The sequence below is a fragment of the Streptomyces sp. DG2A-72 genome (assembly GCF_030499575.1).
Classification (GTDB): domain Bacteria; phylum Actinomycetota; class Actinomycetes; order Streptomycetales; family Streptomycetaceae; genus Streptomyces.
The window spans coordinates 250,998-268,927 of sequence record NZ_JASTLC010000001.1 but is presented as its reverse complement, the minus strand read 5'-3'; the positions used below and the strand labels follow the sequence as shown (position 1 = coordinate 268,927).

Here is a 17,930-nt window from a genome sequence, read left to right as displayed (position 1 = left end):
CGGCGACGACCGCTGGGACCTGGCCGGCATGGATCACGGCGAGTCGGGCGGGAACTCACCGACGGCACGTGTTCCCCCGCCACCTGACCAAGGCTCCCAAGCGCGGCGCCGCCCAGGCGCTCACCCAGCGCGGAGCCCGCGACCGCATCGCGCACTTCACCCGATGGGGCAATCGCCTCGCCGCCGACCACAACCGCCTCCACGAAGTGGTGCCGGACGATCCGGACGGACGTATCGTCCTCACCCGCTTCCGCCGCACGATCGCCTGGTTCATCAACCGTCGGCCCGCTGGCCGCATCGCACTCGGCATCCAGTACGGACACCTGCACGCCACCATGGCCGAGAACTACGGCGGACGCTCCACCACCGACATGCTCCAACTCCTGGATCTCGAACGCGCCCTGAGCACCGCTGAGACTCTCGCGGATGCCGCGGAGCACCTCCAGGCGGGCCACGGAGTCAGCGGCCCGGCCGCATCCGGGTTCCTCGCGGCCGTCACCGAGTTCCAGACCACCTACGAGGGTGCCGTCCTGTCCGCCCGCCAGCACCGGGACCTGCTGAAGAATCCGCACCTGCAGATGTTCGATCACCCCGATGCGTTCCTCACCTGCAACTACAACCCGCTCAAGGCCCAGTGCCACCCGGACCGCGCCCCCGCAGCCGAAGCCCGAACCCCGAGCCACGACCGCTGCCGGACCACCTGTCCCAACATCGCCCGGACCGACCAGCACATGGACCTGGCCCGACAGGAAACCGAATTGCTCGCCGCCGAGATCGCCGACGACACCGCCCCGTTTCCGATCCGCCAGCGCCTCCAGCAGCGGCAGACCACCCTTCTCGCAATCATCAGCCAGCACGAAGCCAACCGCGTCCATCCGACGAGCACCCCATGACAACCACAACCAGCCAACTCTCAGGGTCCCCTGTCCAGCTCGCCGCCGCCATCGGCTCCGTGCTGACCGGCACCACCGCTGCCGCCCAGGAAAAGGCCGAGATCAGAGCCATCACCGACGCCATGATCAGGCTCCTGGCTGGCGCGCCGCTTCGGTCTGACGGCAAGCTGACCATCAAATCCCTCGCTGCCGAGGCCGGGCTTCGCCGTAACAAGCTCACCCACAAGCACACCGGGCTCAGAGATCTGTTCTATGCCCTGGTCCGGGCGCAAGCCGGCCGTCCGGCCATCGCTGATCGTCTCCACCATGACAACGGGGCCCTGCGTGCCGGAAGTGGAGAACGAACAGTTCCGCCGAGGCGACATCGATCGCCGGACTGTCCGGGCGTTCCCCGGCACGCGGAGCTGAGCCGGACATTCTCCTAAAGCGGGTGTCGCAGGTTCGAACCTGCCGGGGAGACGGAGAAATACCTGGTCAGATGCCCTTCCGTCCGGCGGGCGGGGAAGTCTTCTGCGCTTGCGGCACGCATATGGCGCGTTGTGCCGTCGGTGGGCCTACGACACCTTGCGCCGCCAGCTCTGCTCCACCTGGATCGCCTCCGGGCGGTGCCTAGTTGCGCATGGGAAGGCGTGCGGGGGCGGTGTTGCTCACCTGCTGGAAGATGACCGAGGTGCGGAAGCCGGTGATTTCGCCGCGCTTGCTGAGCCGGTCGGTGAGGAAGGCGTGCAGGTGGTCCAGATCCTGAACGGCAACGTGCAGGAGGAAGTCGTCGCCCCCTGAGAGCACGAAGACGTGGAGGACTTCCGGCAGGCCGCTGGCGAAGCCCTTGAAGGCGTCGATGACGGCGCGGCTGAGAGGGCGTACCTGAACCGACACAAGCGCCTGAACGCCGCGGTTGAGGGCTGCGGGATCGATGTCGGCGTGGTAGCCGCGGATGACTCCCCGGCGGTGGAGCGCCCGAACCCGCTCCAGGCAGGTCGAGGGGGCGATGCCGAGCTGCCGGGCGAGTTCGCGGTTGGACTGCCGTGCATCTGTCTGGAGAAGCCGGACGATCTCCGAATCAAGTTCATCCATGACCGACTATCGTATCCGGTCTTCAGCCAAACGTTCGGCCAAGTGCCTCACCAACGAGTCAGTCGTCCAGTATGACGTCATCGAATCGGACAACGAAGGGACTGGCGGACTCATGCTCGATCATGAGCAGGTCGCGATCCACTCCGGTCGGCGCTCCCGGCTGCCGGTGATCGTGGCTGTTCACTCGACGGCGCTCGGCCCGGCGGCCGGCGGCCTCCGGCTCTGGCACTACCCCGACTGGCGGGACGGCCTGACCGACGCTCTTCGCCTGTCGGCGGCAATGACCTCGAAGTTCGCCGTGGCCGGGCTGCCCAGCGGCGGCGGGAAGTCCGTCGTGGTCCTGCCGGAGGGGAGGAAACTCGATGCAGGCCGGCGCCGCGACGTGCTGCACGACGTGGCGGAGGTCATCGCGTCGCTGGGCGGCATGTACGCCACCGGACCGGATGTCGGGACCGGCCCCGACGACATGGCACTGATCGGGGAAACCACCCCTCATGTGTTCTGCCGACCGGCCCATCTGGGCGGCAGCGGCGACTCGTCCCCGCACACCGCGCGGGGGACGCTTGCCGCGCTGCGGGCCGTCAACCGGCGGCTGTACGGCACCGCGAGCCTGAACGGCCGTGCTCTTGCCGTGGTCGGTCTGGGCCGGGTCGGCGCCGAACTCGCCCGCCTCCTCGCGGCCGAAGGAGCCGCCTTGACGGTGACCGACATCGAACCGGACAAACAAAAGATCAGTGACGAGCTCGGCGCACTCTGGCGGTCGCCCGACGAGATCCTCGCCGCGGACGTGGACATCGTGGTCCCCGCAGCTCTCGGCTCCACCCTGACCAGGCGGACCGCGGAGGATCTCCGCTGTCGTGCCGTGGTCGGACCGGCGAACAACCAGCTCGCCACGCCCGATGTCGCAGACCTGCTGCACCACCGCGACATCATCTGGGTGCCGGACTATGTCGCAAGCGCAGGAGGAGTCATCAACGCCATCAGCACCGAACTTCACCGCGTCAGTGCCGACGAGGCCCACGCACGCGTTCGCGCCATCGAAGACACCGTCGACGACCTGCTGGACACCGCGCAACGCCACGGCCAGACCCCGGCGCAGGCGGCCGGCGAGCTGGCCATGCGCCGCCTGCGCGCCGCCTCCGGCCCCACCAGCGCACCCCCGATGTCGTTGCGGTTCCGGGCAGCGGGGCCCGACGACGCCGAGAACATGGCACTGCTGCACGCCGACAGCTGGCGTCGGCACTACCGCGGCGCCTACTCCGACGCGTTCCTGGACGGTGACGTGGTGGCCGACCGGCGGTCCGTCTGGTCTTCGCGTCTTTCCGCCTCGAGTGGTGGCGGCGCGACGGTCGTGGCCGAGGACGACACCGGACTTGCGGGGTTCGTCCACGTCGTCTTCGACGAGGACAGCCGCTGGGGCAGCCTCGTCGACAACCTGCACGTCGCCCGGCACCGCCGGCGAACGGGCCTCGGCACCGCGCTGCTCGCCCATGCTGCGCAGGCCGTTGTCGAACGCGCGACGGGCAACGCCCTGTACCTGTGGGTGCTCGAACAGAACACAGCGGCCCAGGAGTTCTACCGGACCCTGGGCGGCATCTGCGTCGAAAAGGCGTCGGTGTCACCCCCCGGCGGCGTACCGTCCCGGCTCGCCGGCTCACCCACCAAGCTCCGCTTCACCTGGCCCGACGTCTCGCTGCTCGCGCGGACCGACGCACGACGAGGCGCACAGACAACCCCGAGGAACACGTCATGACCACCGATACGGGTACCGCCGTCGACCACTACGACCGGCTGCTCGCCGAGCACTACACCTGGATGCTGGGCGGCGATGTCCACGAAGTCGCGTCCCGGCAGGCCACGCTGCTCTCAGAACTCGGCCTGGCGGGGGTCGAAGACGGCGGGACGGCCATTGATCTGGGCTGCGGCTCCGGTGCGCAGACGCTGGCCCTGGTCCGCCTCGGCTTCTCCCCCGTGATCGCCATAGACACCAGCCGCCGCCTGCTCGACGAGCTTGTCGCGCAGGCCCAGGGCACCGGGGCGGTGCGGCCCGTGCACGGCGACATCCGCACCGTGCTGCCCGAGGCGGCCGAGCCGGGCACGGTCGCGGCCGTCGTCTGCATGGGTGACACGCTTCCCCACCTCCCGTCCAAGGCAGACGTCCCCGTGCTGCTCGGCCACATCGGCCGTGCCCTCGCCTCAGGCGGCCACCTCGTCGTCACCTACCGCGACCTCACAGCGGAGCTACGTGGCACCGACCGCTTCATCCCGGTACGCAGCAGCGACGACCGGCTGCTCACCTGCTTCCTCGAATACCGCGACGAGGACACGGTGATCGTCCACGACCTGCTCCACACCCGGACGAACGGCTCCTGGCAGCAACAGGCAAGCAGCTACCCCAAGCTGCGACTCGCGTCCTCCTGGCTGGTCGAACAGTGCCGGGCGGCGGGACTGGACATCCACCACGACGCCGCAGACTCCAGGGGGATGCGGATCCTCCACGCCGTGAAGCCTTGACGTGCATTCATGGCTCGCGTGCGACACCGGCGATGACCGTGGGGTGACGACCTTGCGGACGGCCGCAGTCTTGGCACGGTGCCTTCCCGGTTGGCGAACAGCAGGTGCCCGGCGCCGGCCAGAGGCGATGGACGGCGGCTTCACCATGCGGCACGCGACCGTGGCAGTCACGGCCGCGCGAACAGCGCGCACAGCGCGAACGGAAGGGCGGACATGAGCGATCCCACCAGAAGAGCCGAACTGTTCGGCGGCGCCGGCAGTGATCGCCGGTTCACCGGCCCGACGACCGGTGACGAACGGCGGATGCTCATCGATGTCCTGAAGTACCTGTTCTCGAAGTCCCCCGGTGGAGTTCGCCCGGCTCAGATTCGAACGGACACCCATCAAGTTGGGTACTTGATGGCTTCTGTAGCCTGCTGCCAGCTGTGTGTCGGGGGGAGCTGGCGTGGTGAACGTCCTTTCCGTGGCTATCGGGGCTGGTCTCGGCCTCATAGGGGCCGTGTTCGGGGCTTGGTTCACTGCGCGCCGGCAGGACCGCATGTGGCTGCGCGAACAGAAGCTGAAAGCCGGAGTCGGCTTCAACACCGCCGTGGTCCAGCTCATCGACTACCTCCGGGAAACACGGCTGAGTGACGACGGTGGCGGGGCCAACGAACTGGTGAGCCGGATGCAGGAAGCCCGGTCAGCCCTCTACCTACTGTGCGCCGACGACACCGTCGATCTCGCCGACGCTCTCGCGCGTCGGGTCTGGAGCTCCCGGCCCAGCGAGGGCAGGGACGATCGCAGGGCCGAGCACAGGGAAACGGAGGATCTGCTACGCCGCTTCACCCATCAGCTCCGGCAAGAGATCGCCAGGACGTAGTCTCAGCTGGTTCTTCAATGGGAGGATCGGTGCAGACCTTGCGGTTTGAGCCGGTGCTGGCCGAGGAGATGACGCTGTCCTTGAGGACGATCAGTCCCGTGCGGCTTCTCGGGGGCGGGCTGGCCGCTCCGGTGGGAGGCCCGGCGGGTGATGCGCCTGGTCATGATGGTGATGGCGGCCCAGGTGATCAGTGAGCTTGAGTTTTGACCTCTTGCGTTGTCATGCCTGTCGAGTGAACAGGGTCAGTACCCTGCCCGGCCGACAGATGCCGAACTCCAACTGGCTTTTGAGACACTGCCCTGCGCAGGGTCAGCCGCCGAAGGCGCGACGCAGTCCGCCAGCTTTCTTCTCGGGCTTCTCAGGCGGATGGGCCGGTGGGGTCTCCTTGGCGTAGGCAAGGTGCGCGACCGTGACACGGATGGTTCTTTCGTCGGTGTAGGCCCGGTGGTTTCGCTCACTCCAGTCTTCATGTGTCACTTCCACCAGCCAGCTCGACTCGGAGATCTGGAAGACGACCCGTCCACTGTCCTCGGCCGTCCAGGAACCAGGGCACCAGATACGGCAGATTTCCTCCGCCTGGGAAAGCGCCGTCGCCCGGTCGCCGTCGACGTGATGCTTCTCCATCAGCACCCACTGTTTCTCCGACCCGTACCCGAAGTTCCCCTCAACGAGCACGAACCACTGCGCATCCGATCCCATGGAGCCCTCTCCCCGTGCCCGCGCACTCGTCGTGATCTCTCGATCCGTCGCGGCGAGCACAGCTTTCCACAGTGGCGGAGGAAACGGACGCCTGGCGCGAAACCAATCTGCGCATCGACCAAGCTTTATGACAAGCCGCCAGAAACTCAAGGTGAGTGGATGTTCTTGAACCCGTAGCCCTGTCCGACTCCAGTTGACAAGATCAACCCATGAGTCAGCACTTGGTGTCCTTGGACAAGATCGCGTTTGATGACTGGCAGGCCATTCACTCGTGGGCCTGTCTCCCAGAGGCTTGTCGTTTCCAGCCCTGGGGACCAAACACTGAGGACCAGACACGCGATTTCGTGAAGGCCGCAGTCGAGGCTTGGTCGAGCACACCCCAGCAGAGGTTCGCCCATGTAGCGCGTTTCGGGGACGACGTTGTCGGTGTGGGCGAGCTGCATGTCCGCAGTCACACGCAGCGCCAGGGCGAGATCTCCTACATTGTGCATCCTCGGGTATGGGGGCAAGGCATCGGCACAGGAATCGGGCGCCAGCTTCTCTCACGCGGCTTCGGCCAGTTGGGGCTTCATCGAATCTTCGCCACCTGTGACCCGCGGAATTTCAGCTCCGCCCGAGTGCTGGCCAAGCTCGGCATGACGTACGAGGGGCACCTTCGACACACGGCATGGATACGGGACGGCTGGCGGGACTCCCTGACGTTCAGCATCCTCGAAGAGGAATGGCGTGCAGAAGACGTCGGAGTGATGTCGGCGTAGAGACGGTCGGTTCACGAAGGGGAGTGCTGGCGGAGGTTCCGAAACGTCCGCCGGACCCGTGCCAACAGCCGAGAATGAGGCCGGCCGACGAACCCGTCGAAGCCCTATGTGCCCACGGCGCCTTGCACGAACCGCCGAAGGTGCGTACGCACAACGTCGGGCTGCTCCAACCAGGGCTCGTGCCCTGCGCCCTCGATCCGGGTCAGCGGAAGAGCGAGCTGGAGCGCGAGTGATTCAAGCGCCGACACGGGACGGGGATCGTCGGCCCCACCGAGGAGCTCCGTCCGTGGGGCAGGCGCGCACGTAGATCGGCAAGGTGCTCATCGAGCGGATCCGCGCGTCCTTCCTTGCCAAGTTCGCCGTCCATGGACCAGTTGACCGGCCGGCGCCGCCGGGCGCCCTGGATGCCCAGTGCCACCCGCGTTCGGGATCGGCGTGGTCGGTGAACCAGGCCAGCGTGAGCAGCTCGACTTCCTGCCTTCCGTGCGGTTCGGCAGCTCCTCCAATGCGCGGAGCCGCTCTTGCTGCACTGCGGACATGCGGCGGCCGCGCTCCGCTCGGTCCCCGGCGCGCCAATCACCGACCAACGGCCCGCACATCAGCAGAATTGAGGCAACCCGGTCAGGGTGCCTCAGGCAGAACCGGCTCGCCAGATCCGTGCCGTAGGAGTGCCCGATCAGCACGGCCTTGGGCACGCCCCATGCGCCGAGCAGCTCGGCAAGATCGTCGACATGCCGGGCGAAGGAATGAGGGCCCCGCCACGGGGATTGGCCCGTACCACGCTGGTCGTACCGGTACACAGGCACGAGGTCCGCGATCATGAGGGCGACAACGCCCAGATAGTCCGGCAGCCCCGGACCGCCATGGAGCAGGATCACTGCCGGCTGCCGAGTCGTGTCCCCCAGCGCCATCCAGCGCAACTGCGCCTCGTCGGTCATCGACACGAGACCCTGCTTCTCCATCAAAGTCACCGCCCGGCAATGTCCGCGGCATGCGCCCCTTGACTGCCTGAAGGCACGGTGCTGGACCTCGACCTCTATGCATCCAGGATCGCGCGCCGTGCATCGTACGGACCGGCGGCGTCGGGTGTTGAGGTTCGCCTCAACGGCAAGGGACAGCGCCTGCAACACGCGCGGACTTGACACAGAACGCTTGTGGACCAGGTTCACCATCGGGGCCCCCTTTTCCGCGCGGAGGGACGGAGCCTGTCTGTCGTCAAACCCTGTCATCAATCACCATCGGATCTGATTGGATCGACGCCGACTCGGGGCCCTGGAATGTCGGGGTTCACTGCATGCGCGATCGCCCTGTCGGCAGACGTTGGACGACACTCGGCCAGGAAGGAGGGTCCGTCTCTCGTCCACTGTCGCGGCACTGCCTACCGCGCGGCCGCTGGGACTTCCGGGCGAGGGTCGATCGGTGTGAGCACTCCGAGGCGGTCCTCGACCTCCTGGGCAGCATCCAGGCACAGGTCCTCCCGGAACGCGCGCCCGACGATCTGCACGCCGGACGGCAGGCCGTCGGTCACTCCGGTCGGTACGGCGACCCCGGGTACGCCCGCGAAGCTGGTCACCGTGCACAGGCGCATGTCCGAGCCGACTCGTTCCCGTCCTGCCTGGTCGCGTGACTCCAGCCCCGGCTCGACGGGCGGCTCGGTGAACACCGGCCCGAGCAGCAGTGGGTACTCGTCGAGGAACTCCGCCCAGGAGCGGCGGATGCCCAGCCAGCCCCCCATCAGCTGCATGAACTCCGCTGCGGTCGCGGGCGGGGTCTTCTCCATCGTCATCTCGATGTAGCGATCTCCGCCCTTGCCGAGCAGTGTCCGCACCACCGGCCAGGTCGGGGCGAATTCGGTCACGACGATCCGGTGGTACGCCTCAAGTGCGTCATCCAGCCGCGGAACGTCCGCCATCTCCCGCACGTCGTACCCGGCGTCCCGCAGCGCGTCGGCCGCGGCCGCGACAGCACCGCGGACCGTGGGGTGGACGCCGTGGCCGCCGGGATCGGCGACGACCGCGACCTTCACCGGTCCCGGCAGCGGCTCACCACGGACGGGCACCGGTACGGCCCGTGGGTCCCGCGGGTCGGTCCCGGCCAGCGCCTCGTATGCCAGCCGCAGGTCGGCGATCCTGCGGGCCAGGGGCCCGTCGGTGACCAGCATCTGTGAGGCCGGTCCTGGGTCGTCCGGGCCGAGAATTCGGTGGTCGGCGGGGAATCGCCCGGCGGTGGGCTTCAGTCCCGCCACGCCGCAGAACGAGGCCGGGATCCGTACTGATCCGCCGGAGTCGTTGCCGAGCCCGAGCGCGGCCATGCCGGTGGCGACGGCCACTCCGTCGCCGCCGCTGGAGCCTCCCGGAGTCCGGCTCCGGTCCCACGGGTTGACAGTGTCGCCGAACAGTTCGCTGCGGGTGTGCATCCCGGCCAGGACGAGGGTGGGTATGTTGCTGTGCCCTATCGGTATGGCTCCGGCGGCACGCAGCCGGGCCACCGGGGGTGCGTCGGCCGTTGCCACCAGATCGCGGAAGCGCGCGGTTCCCATCGTGGTCGGCACACCTTCGACGGCGGTGGTCTCCTTCACGGTGAACGGCACCCCTGCCAGTGGCCCCAGTTCTTCGCCTGCGGCCCGGCGCGAATCCGTCTGTGCCGCGGCTTCACGGGCGCGTTCGGCCATCAGCTGAGTGACCGCGTTGACCTGCGGGTTGATGTCGGCGATGCGGTCCAGGTGGCTGTCGACCAGTTCGACAGCCGATATGTCTCCATTCCGGACTGCCTCTGCCTGGGCTGCGGCCGACATCTTCCATGGGGCGTCCCGCACGATTGTTGTCCTCCCCGTCATGTGTCGAAGTGCTCGCGTCGGAACCATAACCCAGTATCGATACGCTTGTATCGGAAAAAGGAGGCGCCCGCACATGCCCAAGCAGGTGGACTACGAGAGCCGGCGCCGACGGATCGCTGAGGCCGTCTGCCTCCTCTCTGACGAACACGGACCTGAGGGAGTGACCATGCGCGACGTCGCCACCCGCGCGGAGGTCTCTCTGGGTGCCGTTCAGCGTTGCTTCCGCAACAAGGAGGAGATGCTTCTGTTCGCCGTCGACCACGTCGGCGAGCGCATCACCGAACGTGTACGGGCCCGCCTGTCCAGCAGCCCGGCCCAGTCAGCCGCTTCCGCCCTAGGCCACGCGGCCACCGAGATCGCCCTGCTCCGCAGACAGCACCGCGCCGAGGCACGGGTGTGGCTCGCGTTCGTCGCCCAGGCCGCCGTCAGCGAGCCACTCGCCGCCAAACTCAGAAGCAGTTACGCGGCTCTCCAGGACCTCCTCGGACGCCTCATCACGGAGGCTGGCGAGAGCGGCCCGGCCGACGACAACCCTGCGACGCTCGATCCGCAGCGCGAGGCCCGGGCCCTGCTCGCCCTCGCCGACGGCCTGACCAGCCACGTGCTCATAGGGCACTTGACCGCGGAGGAGGCCGAGGACGCCCTGCACGCGCATCTGGTCCGCCTCTGGGAACGCCCTCACACCAGCCGTCCCGGAAAGGCCGTCTGACACTCGTGGCGCTGATCGCCTCGCGCGTGCCGTGTCGGCTGCGCCTGCCTACCAGGTGCGGGGAACTGCCATGGGCACCAGGTCGAGCCGCTTGTCCATCTCCAGCCGGAACGTGCCCTACGGGTTGACGTTCGACCAGAAGAGCGCGGTCTGCCCGCGCCGGTCGAGGAATCGTCAAGACCTGTGGATCGTTGTGTCATGCGGCTTGTTACCTGGTGGCGACCGGCCCATCAGTCCAATGCCTCCACCTGGCCACACCGGCGAACGTCTCGCGGTACGGCGCTAAACTTCGCTTCATCATCGAGTCTCCCCGCCTTCCCGGGCTCACGTTGGCCGATGCTGGTTGGTAGAGGCCGCCTTGGCGGTCGGAGCTGAGCGGGGTTTCCCGCCGCTGGCGGTGGCCGTGATCGACGTCGCCGGCGAGGTGATCACTCTGCGACGCAGCGACGGCGGCATGCCCATGACCAGCCGGATCGCGGTGGCGAAAGCCCGCAGCGCGCTGATCGCGCTGAAACCATCGGGCCAGATCGATCTGCCGTCCGGGATCATCGAGAGCATCCAGCACCTCTACCACGGCGACTTCGTCCCCTGGGCCGGCGGCATCCTCGTCACGGACGGCGACGTGATCCTCGGTGCCGCAGGAGCCTCCGGCGCGCACGCCGTCGAAGACGAGCAGGCAGTGCAGGTTGCCATGGAACGGTGGCAGGCACACCGTTCCCACGAGTGATCGGCCCCGAAGTCCTAGCCCAGACACCAGGGAACAAGTAACCCGCCAGTAGGTTCTGAGGCCCGTTTCCCGGCGATGGGACGCCTCGTCGGACTGTCCGGGTGAATGCCCGGGAGGTCGACGACAAGAGGCGGGGTGTGCGGTGTGCGACAGGAGTGGTCGCCGGAAGAGCTGCTGGCGAGCTGGACGCTGGTGGAGCGCGACTGGAAGCTCGTGGCCAACAAGACCGGGGCGACGAGGCTCGGCTTCTGCCTGATGTGCTGCCGCTGGCCGAGCACCTCGGGCACCACCTGGTCCTGCACAACCCGTGTCCCGGTACCGACACCCAGCAGCGCGTGGAGACCCTGATGCGGTAGCCCAGCCTGGTGGTGCCACTTCCCGGATAAACGGACACTGCCCAGGATGCCGCCGCGTCCCACAGGATTTGAGCCATGAACAGCAGCTATACGCAGATGAAGGCAGTGACCATCCCCGAGTTCGGCGAAGCCGAGGTGCTCCGCGTCGCCACCGTGGCGGTTCCCGAACCTGGGTTGGGCCAGGTCGCCATCGACGTGGCCTACGCGGGCGCCAACTTCGCCGAGGTCCTCTACCGGCGCGGCGTGGTCGGCGTGCCGCTGCCCTTCGTGCCCGGCATAGAGGTGGCGGGCCGGATCCGCGCGGTGGGCGAGGGCGTCGAGAACCTGGCCGTCGGGCAGCCGGTGGCCGCGCTCACGATCGTCGACAGCGGCGGCTACGCCGAGGTGGTGGTCACCTCCGCGGACCTGGTCGCGCCGCTGGACGGCCACGGTATCGGGATGCGCGTCGCCGCGGCACTGCCCGTCCAACAGCACCACCGCGTTCCTCGTACTGGATCAGGTGGCGCGCATCGAGCCCGGGGAGAGCGTCCTGGTCCATGCGGCAGCCGGCGGCGTGGGCAGCCAGCTCGGCCAGGCCGCCCGCCTGCTGGGCGCGGGTCGCGTGGTCGGCACGGTCGGCAGCGAAGCCAAGATCGAGACCGCCCGACGCTTCGGCTACGACGATGTGATCCTGCGCGACCAGATCGCCGACGCCGGCGAGTTCGACATCGTGGTCGACATGGTCGGCGGCCCGACCCGCCGCACCAGCCTTGACCGGCTCGCTCCGATGGGACGGCTGGTGGTGATGGGCAACGCCTCCGGTGCTGACGACGTCAGCATTCCGGCCGACGAACTGTGGTTCACCAACAAGACCGTCTCCGGAATCAACCTGGCCGCCTTCTCCGCCGCATTCCCCAAGGAGACCGGTCAGGCCCTGCGCCGGGCGGTGGCGGCCGCAGCCGCAGGGGACCTGCGGGAGGTCGAGGCCCTGCCACTGGAGCAAGCCGTCGAGGCCCACCACCGCATCGAATCGGGCATGACCACCGGCAAGCTCGTGCTCGACGTCACGACGCAGTGAACTGCGGCCGGCACATCCTGCTGGGGCTGTCCGATTCTGGAAGGACAGCCCCAGCCTCGCCGCGAAGTCAGCACCGCTGGACATCCTCTGGGAGGGCAGCTTGTTTCATGGGTGGTCGCTCGTGAAACACCTGCCCGCCCGGCGGTCCACCTGCGGCGATCAGTCGTGCTCGTAGGCGAGGTGGGTCATGCCCGGTCCAGCGGCCGTGTGGCGTCGGGGCAGGTCCGCCGTACGGATGACGTGTGTACGTCGGGCCCGGGCCGCCGGGGGGACACTGCGGCTTGTGTCCTCAGCCAGCCGGATCTCCTCCAGCTCAGCCTTCGCCCGCTTGATCTTCAGCGCCATCGGCTTGCAGAACATCGTCGCCAGGTCATCCCGCACCCGCATCCGCGCCTTGTGCACCAGACACGCGATCAGCGCGACCCGCTTGACCAGCGTGTAATCCCGCAGCACCGCCGCGTCGGCCGCATCAGCCTCCCCGGCGAAGTCGGTGATCTTCCCCGACGCCACACCCTCCATCCACCCGGCGTCGCCGAGCTGGTCCACCCACTCCAGGCGCCGCGTCAGATTCTTGAAGTGCGATCAGCTCGGTCCCTGCGTCGGCTTCTTCAACCGGTTGAACAGCGTCGTGCCATCGGTATCCCGCACCTCCAGCAGCCCCGCCCGCTCGGCCGCGCTCATCCGGTCGTGGATGCCCGCGCAGACCGAAGTGTTCACTTCGGTGCGGATCTTGGCGGCCATGGTGTCGAAGGTGGAGAACGCCGGCAGCTCCAGCCCCGCCTCCACCACCTTCTCCAGCGCGACGTTGATCAAGTCCGCCGGTCGGTTCTTCGCCGCCGCCCCGCCGCGGACCGCCTCCGCCGCGATCCACCGCGCCCTCGCCTGGTCATAGACCGCGCCACGCACCGACGCACCTCCGCGCGCTGCCGCTCCGCGGTCCGGGCGGCGCGAACAGCGGCTCGGTGCCCTCCGGCAGCTCCACCGCCCGCCGCACGAAGTCCACCACCGTCTCCGGATACTCATCCGCCCTCGGGAAGCGGCCCATCCGCTGGTACGACTGCCTGCGCTGAGTTCTTGGGCGGCTTGGGCTCGCTTGCGTAGGCTTCTGAAGTTGAATGCGTGATGTCGGTGCCCATCGCTGGCGCTGTTGGTGTCAGGCACGGTGGAGGCCGGTGAGGCCAGAGTCGGGTCAGTAGATGATGGACACGATCTGGCACGCGGCTTCGGCGAGCCGACGATCTCCGTGCACATGGGCGCGGGAAAGGGCATCCGCAGGATCGATGTTCCGCGTAGCCAATCGCCAGAGGATCTCTGGATCCAGCAGTACGGCTGCGGTTGGTCGGCCGCTCGGCGCTTCGGCCAACGACCATCGGTCCGCAGTGGCAGTCGCCGTCCAACTGCCCCCGGCGGGGCCCTCGGCGACCACCTGGACCTGCGCCCCGATTGGTGCTGACGTGCGTCGGAGCGTGTGGGGCAGGGCCCTCATGAAGGTATCGAGGACCATGGCCAGGGCACGCGGCTCCGGGTCGGTGCTGAGGCCGACGGCGTGGCGGATCTGCTGCCGGTGAGTCCAGTGCTCGGTGAACTCCCGGGCGATGTCCAGCCACGTCGGCGCGGGGTCGACGCCTGCCCACGACACGCCCAGGGCGGCCGCGTCAAGGCTGACTGTGGCGAATCGCTGGGCCAGCTGGGTGCCTGCCGCTGTCAGGGCGTCGATGAGCGAAGCAGGGCTGTCATCGGCGTGCAGCTCGACCCATTCCTGATTCGTGCGGTGGATGAACGCCTCGAGCGTCTCGCCATCGGCGAAGCCGTTCCGGTAGCCGTGGCCGAGGCGGCCGTAGTAGTCACCGAGGAGATGGGCGGCAACGTCGTGCACCGTCCAGCGCCCGGCTGCCGTCCTGCTCCAGTCGGAGGGTGACAGACCACGCAGGGTATCGAGCAGCGACCCGAGCTCCGGACCGAACAGCGCACGCGGGTCGATCGGGTTGCCCAGCCAAGAAATGCCGGACACGCCGTTGGACTCGGGACTCATGGCCACAGCCTGTCAGTTAGGGGCCGTGGCCTGCCATCGAAATACTCCTGCCTGGGAGCGCCCGGGTGACCCACTGCGTCAGCAGTCCGCGATCAGTCCGGTGGCGGCGAGGCAGGCGTCTACCAGATCGGGGCGGTACTGGATCTGCTTGAGCCAGCGCTTGACTGCCCTGGTGATCCGGGCGAGGTCAGCGGCGGCGAGGTTGCCGATCTCACGCTTGACCAGTGACCAGATGCCCTCCTTCGGGTTGATGTCCGGCGCGTAGGCGGGCGGCTGGAAGACGGTGAGCCAATGTGCGTTCGCGGCGATGAACTCCCGCATGCCGGCAGTCAGGTGCAGGCGTACGTTGTCCCACACCAGCACGATCGGCCCGCCGAGCTGGATGCGGGCGCGTACCAGCAGGTTGCGCAGATCCTTCCAGCCGAAGCCCTTCGGCTCGTTCTTGCGGCCGTGGTACTCGCGCACGGCGTAGATCACCCTGGAACGCTGGCCGGGTTTGTAGCAGACCATCCCGGCCATCGACACCCGGCCGGAGCCCCGACCGCGCACCCGCACCACCGGCGTCCGGCCGACCCGGCCCCACGTTCTGGCGGTGCTCTTACCCGCGGGGTTCCGATTGGGGGCTTTGCGCCATCTTGCTTGCGTTTCGCCGACGATGGCGAGGCAAAGTGGGTTCCACCGGCCACTTCAAGATTTTTCCAAGACGTGAGAGAAGAAGTGGATCAATCATGAGGAACTCCGCAAAGGCCCCGTCGGGATGCTTTGCACCTCGCGCCACGTGCAGGGCTCAACTCTCGTCATTTACAAGTGAGTTCTACCAGGTGCTCCCCAATTGCCCACATCAGGATGGGGTCCCGTCGCTGGGCGGAGGCGGGGCTGGAAGCGGTCGACGCTGCACGGGGACTACACCGTCTACACCACGAACCGGTGCGTCATGGATCCGCTCGCGCGGAAAGGCGGTGAAGGCCCGGTCGCGACTCTGCGCGCCAACGAGGACGGCCAAGTCGACCGGGAGCAGCCGCATCGCCCGCTTCTGGCACCCGGCACGGACAGTCGCCTGGACTGGGAACCCGAAACCGTCCGCCTGCTCCTGGGTGCAGCGGCGCCGCCCCGGTCTGCACCGACCGGCTGCGTGCTTGCGGGCATCACGACTCGCAGCTGATACGGGCACGTTGTCGAACAAGTGTGAGCACTTCGTTCCGCGCGTTCACAGGCAACCGCTGGGGGCGCCTCAGATGCTCGTTCGGCTCGGCGACCCTCCCTCGCCCGCCCCGGCCCTTCGCCGGAATGCTGCTGGGCTACCGGAGCCGGCGGCCGAACAGACAGCAACCCCGGCGCCGCGGTCGCGCGGCAAAACCCCGGGCGCGGCGGGAGGCGCGCCCGGGGGACGGACGGGAGTCCGTGGGGCTGTTACTTGGCCTTGTTGACGAAGTCGTTGGTGTAGGTCTTGGCCAGGTCGATGGTGTGGCCCTTGACCGTGGGGTCGAAGGTGGAGAGGACCTTCAGGACGGTCCGGGGGCCGTCGGCGGGCATCAGGCCGGTGGGGGAGTACATGCCCTTTTCGTTCTGCAGCGCCTTGGTGTAGACGGCCTTGCCGACGCCCGAGTAGTAGTCGGCCGGCATCTTGTCGGCGATCTGGGCGGCGGTGTGGGTCTGGATCCACTTGAGCGTCTCGACGTAGGCGTTGACCAGTTTCTGCACGGTGGCCGGGTTCTTCTGGACGTACGCCGTGTTCATGTAGAGGGCGGACGCGGGGTAGGTGCCGCCCAGCGCCGCCTTGGCGCCGGCCACGGTGCGCATGTCGATCAGCGGCTTGCCCAGCTTCTGCTGCTCCAGCATGGAGACGGTGGGTTCGGTGGTCATGCCGGCGTCGATCTGCTTGTTCTTCATCGCCGCGACGAACGTGGAGCCCGCGCCGACGGCGACCGAGGTGGCCTTGCCCGCCTTGACGCCGTTCTTGGCCTCCAGGTACTCGGTGAGGAAGTTGGTGGAGGAGCCGAGCCCGGTCACGCCGAGGTGCTTGCCGGCGAAGTCGGCCGGGCCCTTGATGCTGCCGGCTTCGTCGCTGCGGACCATCTCGACCTCGCCGGGGGCCTGGAGCAACTGGACCACGGACTCGGTGGACTTGCCCTTGGACTGCAGGTCGATGTTGTGGTCGTAGAAGCCGACGACCGCGTCGACCTGGCCGGAGATCATGGCGGTCTCGGCCTCGACTCCGGCGGGTTCGTCGGAGAGCTTCACGTCGAGGCCCTGGGCCTTGTAGTAGCCGAGCTGCTGGGCGAGCATCACCGGCAGGTAGATCTGCTTGTCCAGGCCGCCGACCATGATTCTGACGGTGGGCGCTGCGCTGGAGTTCTTGGCGGCGGACTGGGTGCTGGAGCCGCCTGAGCCGCCGCAGGCGGAGAGGGTGAGGGCGAGGGCCGCGCAGGCGGCGATGGGCAGCAGGGTCTTCTTGGCCAGCTTCATCGCTGGTCTCCTTTACGGGTGCGGGACGGGGAGGCGTTTGGGGCGCGGGAGGGGATTACAGGCCGCCGTCGGCGGACAGTTGGGTGGGCCGCCAGCGCAGTACGCGCTTCTCGAAGCGGGTCACCACGTACTCGGCGATCAGGGCGAGCACGGCGATGATCAGGGTTCCGGCGTAGACGCCGTCGGCGTTGAAGTTGCCCTGGGCCTGGGCGATCAGCTGGCCGAGGCCGGCCTGGGCGCCGAGCATCTCGCCGACGATGGCGCCGATGAGCGCGAAGCCGAAGGCGGAGTGGAGCGAGGCGACGATCCAGGTCATCGCCGAGGGCAGGACGACCTGGGAGGTCACCCGCCATTCGGAGGCGCCCAGGATGCGCGCGTTGGCGATCAGGTTGCGGTCCACCTCGCGGGTGCCCTGGAAGGCGTTGAAGAAGACCGAGAAGAACACCAGCACCACGGCGAGCGCGACCTTGCCGGAGGGGCCGAGGCCGAACCAGATGATGAACATCGACCCGAGCACGATGCGCGGGATGGAGTTGGCCGCCTTGATGAACGGGGCCATCACGTCCGCCAGTACCCGGATCCGGCCCAGCGCGATGCCCAGCACGACTCCGCTGCCCACGCCGATGAGGAAGCCGAGGATGGTCTCCTGCATCGTGACGCCGATGTTGTGCCAGATGGAGCCGAGCGAGGTGCCGTCGGTGAACCAGGTCTTCAGCTGCTGCACGACCCCGTCGGGCGAGCCGTAGGTGAACTTGTCGAGCGAGCCGCTGGAGGCGCCGAGTTGCCAGCCGCCGAGGACGACCACGACCAGCGCGATCTGGGCGAGGAGGATGAGAAACCGGCGGCGGCGCGTGCGGGCTTTGGCGCTGCGGATGAGCGTGGCCACGTCGGGGTCGGTTGAGGAGGATGTCGTCGCGGGGCCGGAGATCAGTTCGGTCATCGTGGGT

Annotated in this window: 20 protein-coding genes and 1 pseudogene; 11 read left to right on the top strand and 10 right to left on the bottom strand. The window is 68.1% G+C overall.

The features are described 5' to 3' along the window. The first annotated feature begins 68 nt into the window (after nt 1-68). Both QQY66_RS01450 and QQY66_RS01445 read left to right on the top strand, forming a co-directional pair. Nucleotides 69-893, top strand: coding sequence for a hypothetical protein (locus tag QQY66_RS01450; RefSeq protein ID WP_301977184.1), 825 nt, complete (start codon nt 69-71; stop codon nt 891-893). Continuing rightward, nucleotides 890-1,318 (top strand): hypothetical protein, encoded by a 429-nt coding sequence (locus QQY66_RS01445; RefSeq protein WP_301977183.1) that lies wholly within the window; start codon nt 890-892, stop codon nt 1,316-1,318. Before QQY66_RS01450 ends, QQY66_RS01445 begins: the two co-directional genes overlap by 4 nt. Before the next feature lie 184 nt (nt 1,319-1,502). Here QQY66_RS01445 and QQY66_RS01440 read toward each other — a convergent pair whose 3' ends face one another. Beyond that, on the bottom strand, nt 1,503-1,967 hold the full coding sequence (locus tag QQY66_RS01440; protein WP_301977182.1) for an Lrp/AsnC family transcriptional regulator: 465 nt from the start codon (nt 1,965-1,967) through the stop codon (nt 1,503-1,505). 112 nt (nt 1,968-2,079) lie between these two features. Here QQY66_RS01440 and QQY66_RS01435 point away from each other — a divergent pair, with 112 nt between their 5' ends. The 3 genes from QQY66_RS01435 to QQY66_RS01425 all read left to right on the top strand — a co-directional run bounded on the left by QQY66_RS01435 (nt 2,080) and on the right by QQY66_RS01425 (nt 5,343). Then, on the top strand, nt 2,080-3,720 hold the full coding sequence (locus tag QQY66_RS01435; protein ID WP_301977181.1) for a GNAT family N-acetyltransferase: 1,641 nt from the start codon (nt 2,080-2,082) through the stop codon (nt 3,718-3,720). Continuing rightward, complete coding sequence (locus QQY66_RS01430) at nt 3,717-4,481, top strand: bifunctional 2-polyprenyl-6-hydroxyphenol methylase/3-demethylubiquinol 3-O-methyltransferase UbiG (protein ID WP_301977180.1); 765 nt, start codon at nt 3,717-3,719, stop codon at nt 4,479-4,481. The genes QQY66_RS01435 and QQY66_RS01430 overlap by 4 nt, the downstream gene beginning before the upstream one ends. A gap of 445 nt (nt 4,482-4,926) precedes the next feature. After that, nucleotides 4,927-5,343 carry a hypothetical protein gene (locus QQY66_RS01425; RefSeq protein ID WP_301977179.1) on the top strand — a complete coding sequence of 139 codons (417 nt, stop codon included), beginning with the start codon at nt 4,927-4,929 and terminating at the stop codon, nt 5,341-5,343. Between the two features lie 309 nt (nt 5,344-5,652). On the opposite strand, the gene QQY66_RS01420 is transcribed toward QQY66_RS01425, so the two are convergent. Beyond that, the gene (locus tag QQY66_RS01420; protein ID WP_301977178.1) at nt 5,653-6,042 is read right to left on the bottom strand and encodes a hypothetical protein; all 390 of its coding nucleotides are present in this window, start codon (nt 6,040-6,042) and stop codon (nt 5,653-5,655) included. A 209-nt stretch (nt 6,043-6,251) separates the two neighbouring features. On the opposite strand from QQY66_RS01420, the gene QQY66_RS01415 reads away from it, so the two are divergent. After that, nucleotides 6,252-6,800, top strand: coding sequence for a GNAT family N-acetyltransferase (locus QQY66_RS01415; RefSeq protein WP_301977177.1), 549 nt, complete (start codon nt 6,252-6,254; stop codon nt 6,798-6,800). A gap of 320 nt (nt 6,801-7,120) precedes the next feature. On the opposite strand, the gene QQY66_RS01410 is transcribed toward QQY66_RS01415, so the two are convergent. Together QQY66_RS01410 and QQY66_RS01405 are read right to left on the bottom strand one after the other, a co-directional pair. Beyond that, complete coding sequence (locus QQY66_RS01410) at nt 7,121-7,762, bottom strand: alpha/beta fold hydrolase (RefSeq protein WP_301987103.1); 642 nt, start codon at nt 7,760-7,762, stop codon at nt 7,121-7,123. Nucleotides 7,763-8,178: 416 nt separating this feature from the next. Continuing rightward, nucleotides 8,179-9,636, bottom strand: coding sequence for an amidase (locus QQY66_RS01405; RefSeq protein WP_301977176.1), 1,458 nt, complete (start codon nt 9,634-9,636; stop codon nt 8,179-8,181). 73 nt (nt 9,637-9,709) lie between these two features. On the opposite strand from QQY66_RS01405, the gene QQY66_RS01400 reads away from it, so the two are divergent. From QQY66_RS01400 to QQY66_RS01380, 5 genes and pseudogenes are all read left to right on the top strand, one after another. Then, nucleotides 9,710-10,345, top strand: a complete 636-nt coding sequence (locus QQY66_RS01400; protein ID WP_301977174.1) for a TetR/AcrR family transcriptional regulator — start codon at nt 9,710-9,712, stop codon at nt 10,343-10,345. Between the two features lie 343 nt (nt 10,346-10,688). After that, nucleotides 10,689-11,072 (top strand): heme-binding protein, encoded by a 384-nt coding sequence (locus QQY66_RS01395; protein WP_301977173.1) that lies wholly within the window; start codon nt 10,689-10,691, stop codon nt 11,070-11,072. A 144-nt stretch (nt 11,073-11,216) separates the two neighbouring features. Beyond that, complete coding sequence (locus tag QQY66_RS01390) at nt 11,217-11,420, top strand: hypothetical protein (protein WP_301977172.1); 204 nt, start codon at nt 11,217-11,219, stop codon at nt 11,418-11,420. An 83-nt stretch (nt 11,421-11,503) separates the two neighbouring features. Further along, nucleotides 11,504-11,731, top strand: a pseudogene (locus QQY66_RS01385) (NADPH:quinone reductase); the annotation flags it as partial. A 196-nt stretch (nt 11,732-11,927) separates the two neighbouring features. Beyond that, the gene (locus QQY66_RS01380; protein WP_301977171.1) at nt 11,928-12,485 is read left to right on the top strand and encodes a zinc-binding dehydrogenase; all 558 of its coding nucleotides are present in this window, start codon (nt 11,928-11,930) and stop codon (nt 12,483-12,485) included. Between the two features lie 159 nt (nt 12,486-12,644). On the opposite strand, the gene QQY66_RS01375 is transcribed toward QQY66_RS01380, so the two are convergent. The 6 genes from QQY66_RS01375 to QQY66_RS01350 all read right to left on the bottom strand — a co-directional run bounded on the left by QQY66_RS01375 (nt 12,645) and on the right by QQY66_RS01350 (nt 17,923). Further along, nucleotides 12,645-13,031 (bottom strand): hypothetical protein, encoded by a 387-nt coding sequence (locus QQY66_RS01375; protein ID WP_301977170.1) that lies wholly within the window; start codon nt 13,029-13,031, stop codon nt 12,645-12,647. Between the two features lie 36 nt (nt 13,032-13,067). After that, a complete protein-coding gene (locus QQY66_RS01370) occupies nt 13,068-13,391 on the bottom strand; it encodes a hypothetical protein (RefSeq protein WP_301977169.1) in 324 nt (107 codons plus the stop codon). A 283-nt stretch (nt 13,392-13,674) separates the two neighbouring features. Next, entirely contained in the window at nt 13,675-14,517 is an 843-nt protein-coding gene (locus tag QQY66_RS01365) for a maleylpyruvate isomerase family mycothiol-dependent enzyme (protein ID WP_301977168.1), read from the bottom strand. 78 nt (nt 14,518-14,595) lie between these two features. Next, nucleotides 14,596-15,174 (bottom strand): transposase, encoded by a 579-nt coding sequence (locus QQY66_RS01360; RefSeq protein ID WP_301987101.1) that lies wholly within the window; start codon nt 15,172-15,174, stop codon nt 14,596-14,598. 753 nt (nt 15,175-15,927) lie between these two features. After that, nucleotides 15,928-16,983, bottom strand: coding sequence for an ABC transporter substrate-binding protein (locus QQY66_RS01355; protein WP_301977167.1), 1,056 nt, complete (start codon nt 16,981-16,983; stop codon nt 15,928-15,930). Between the two features lie 55 nt (nt 16,984-17,038). After that, the gene (locus tag QQY66_RS01350) at nt 17,039-17,923 is read right to left on the bottom strand and encodes an ABC transporter permease (protein WP_301977166.1); all 885 of its coding nucleotides are present in this window, start codon (nt 17,921-17,923) and stop codon (nt 17,039-17,041) included. Between the last annotated feature and the right edge of the window lie 7 nt (nt 17,924-17,930).

What these genes read in the sequence shown, in the direction of transcription:
- QQY66_RS01435 (WP_301977181.1), top strand. Translation starts at nt 2,080, where the DNA reads ATGCTCGATCATGAGCAGGTCGCGATCCACTCCGGTCGGCGCTCCCGG.
- QQY66_RS01415 (WP_301977177.1), top strand. Translation starts at nt 6,252, where the DNA reads ATGAGTCAGCACTTGGTGTCCTTGGACAAGATCGCGTTTGATGACTGG.
- QQY66_RS01445 (WP_301977183.1), top strand. Translation starts at nt 890, where the DNA reads ATGACAACCACAACCAGCCAACTCTCAGGGTCCCCTGTCCAGCTCGCC.
- QQY66_RS01410 (WP_301987103.1), bottom strand. Translation starts at nt 7,762, where the DNA reads ATGGAGAAGCAGGGTCTCGTGTCGATGACCGACGAGGCGCAGTTGCGC.
- QQY66_RS01420 (WP_301977178.1), bottom strand. Translation starts at nt 6,042, where the DNA reads ATGGGATCGGATGCGCAGTGGTTCGTGCTCGTTGAGGGGAACTTCGGG.
- QQY66_RS01365 (WP_301977168.1), bottom strand. Translation starts at nt 14,517, where the DNA reads ATGAGTCCCGAGTCCAACGGCGTGTCCGGCATTTCTTGGCTGGGCAAC.
- QQY66_RS01355 (WP_301977167.1), bottom strand. Translation starts at nt 16,983, where the DNA reads ATGAAGCTGGCCAAGAAGACCCTGCTGCCCATCGCCGCCTGCGCGGCC.
- QQY66_RS01400 (WP_301977174.1), top strand. Translation starts at nt 9,710, where the DNA reads ATGCCCAAGCAGGTGGACTACGAGAGCCGGCGCCGACGGATCGCTGAG.
- QQY66_RS01350 (WP_301977166.1), bottom strand. Translation starts at nt 17,923, where the DNA reads ATGACCGAACTGATCTCCGGCCCCGCGACGACATCCTCCTCAACCGAC.
- QQY66_RS01430 (WP_301977180.1), top strand. Translation starts at nt 3,717, where the DNA reads ATGACCACCGATACGGGTACCGCCGTCGACCACTACGACCGGCTGCTC.
- QQY66_RS01440 (WP_301977182.1), bottom strand. Translation starts at nt 1,967, where the DNA reads ATGGATGAACTTGATTCGGAGATCGTCCGGCTTCTCCAGACAGATGCA.
- QQY66_RS01405 (WP_301977176.1), bottom strand. Translation starts at nt 9,636, where the DNA reads ATGACGGGGAGGACAACAATCGTGCGGGACGCCCCATGGAAGATGTCG.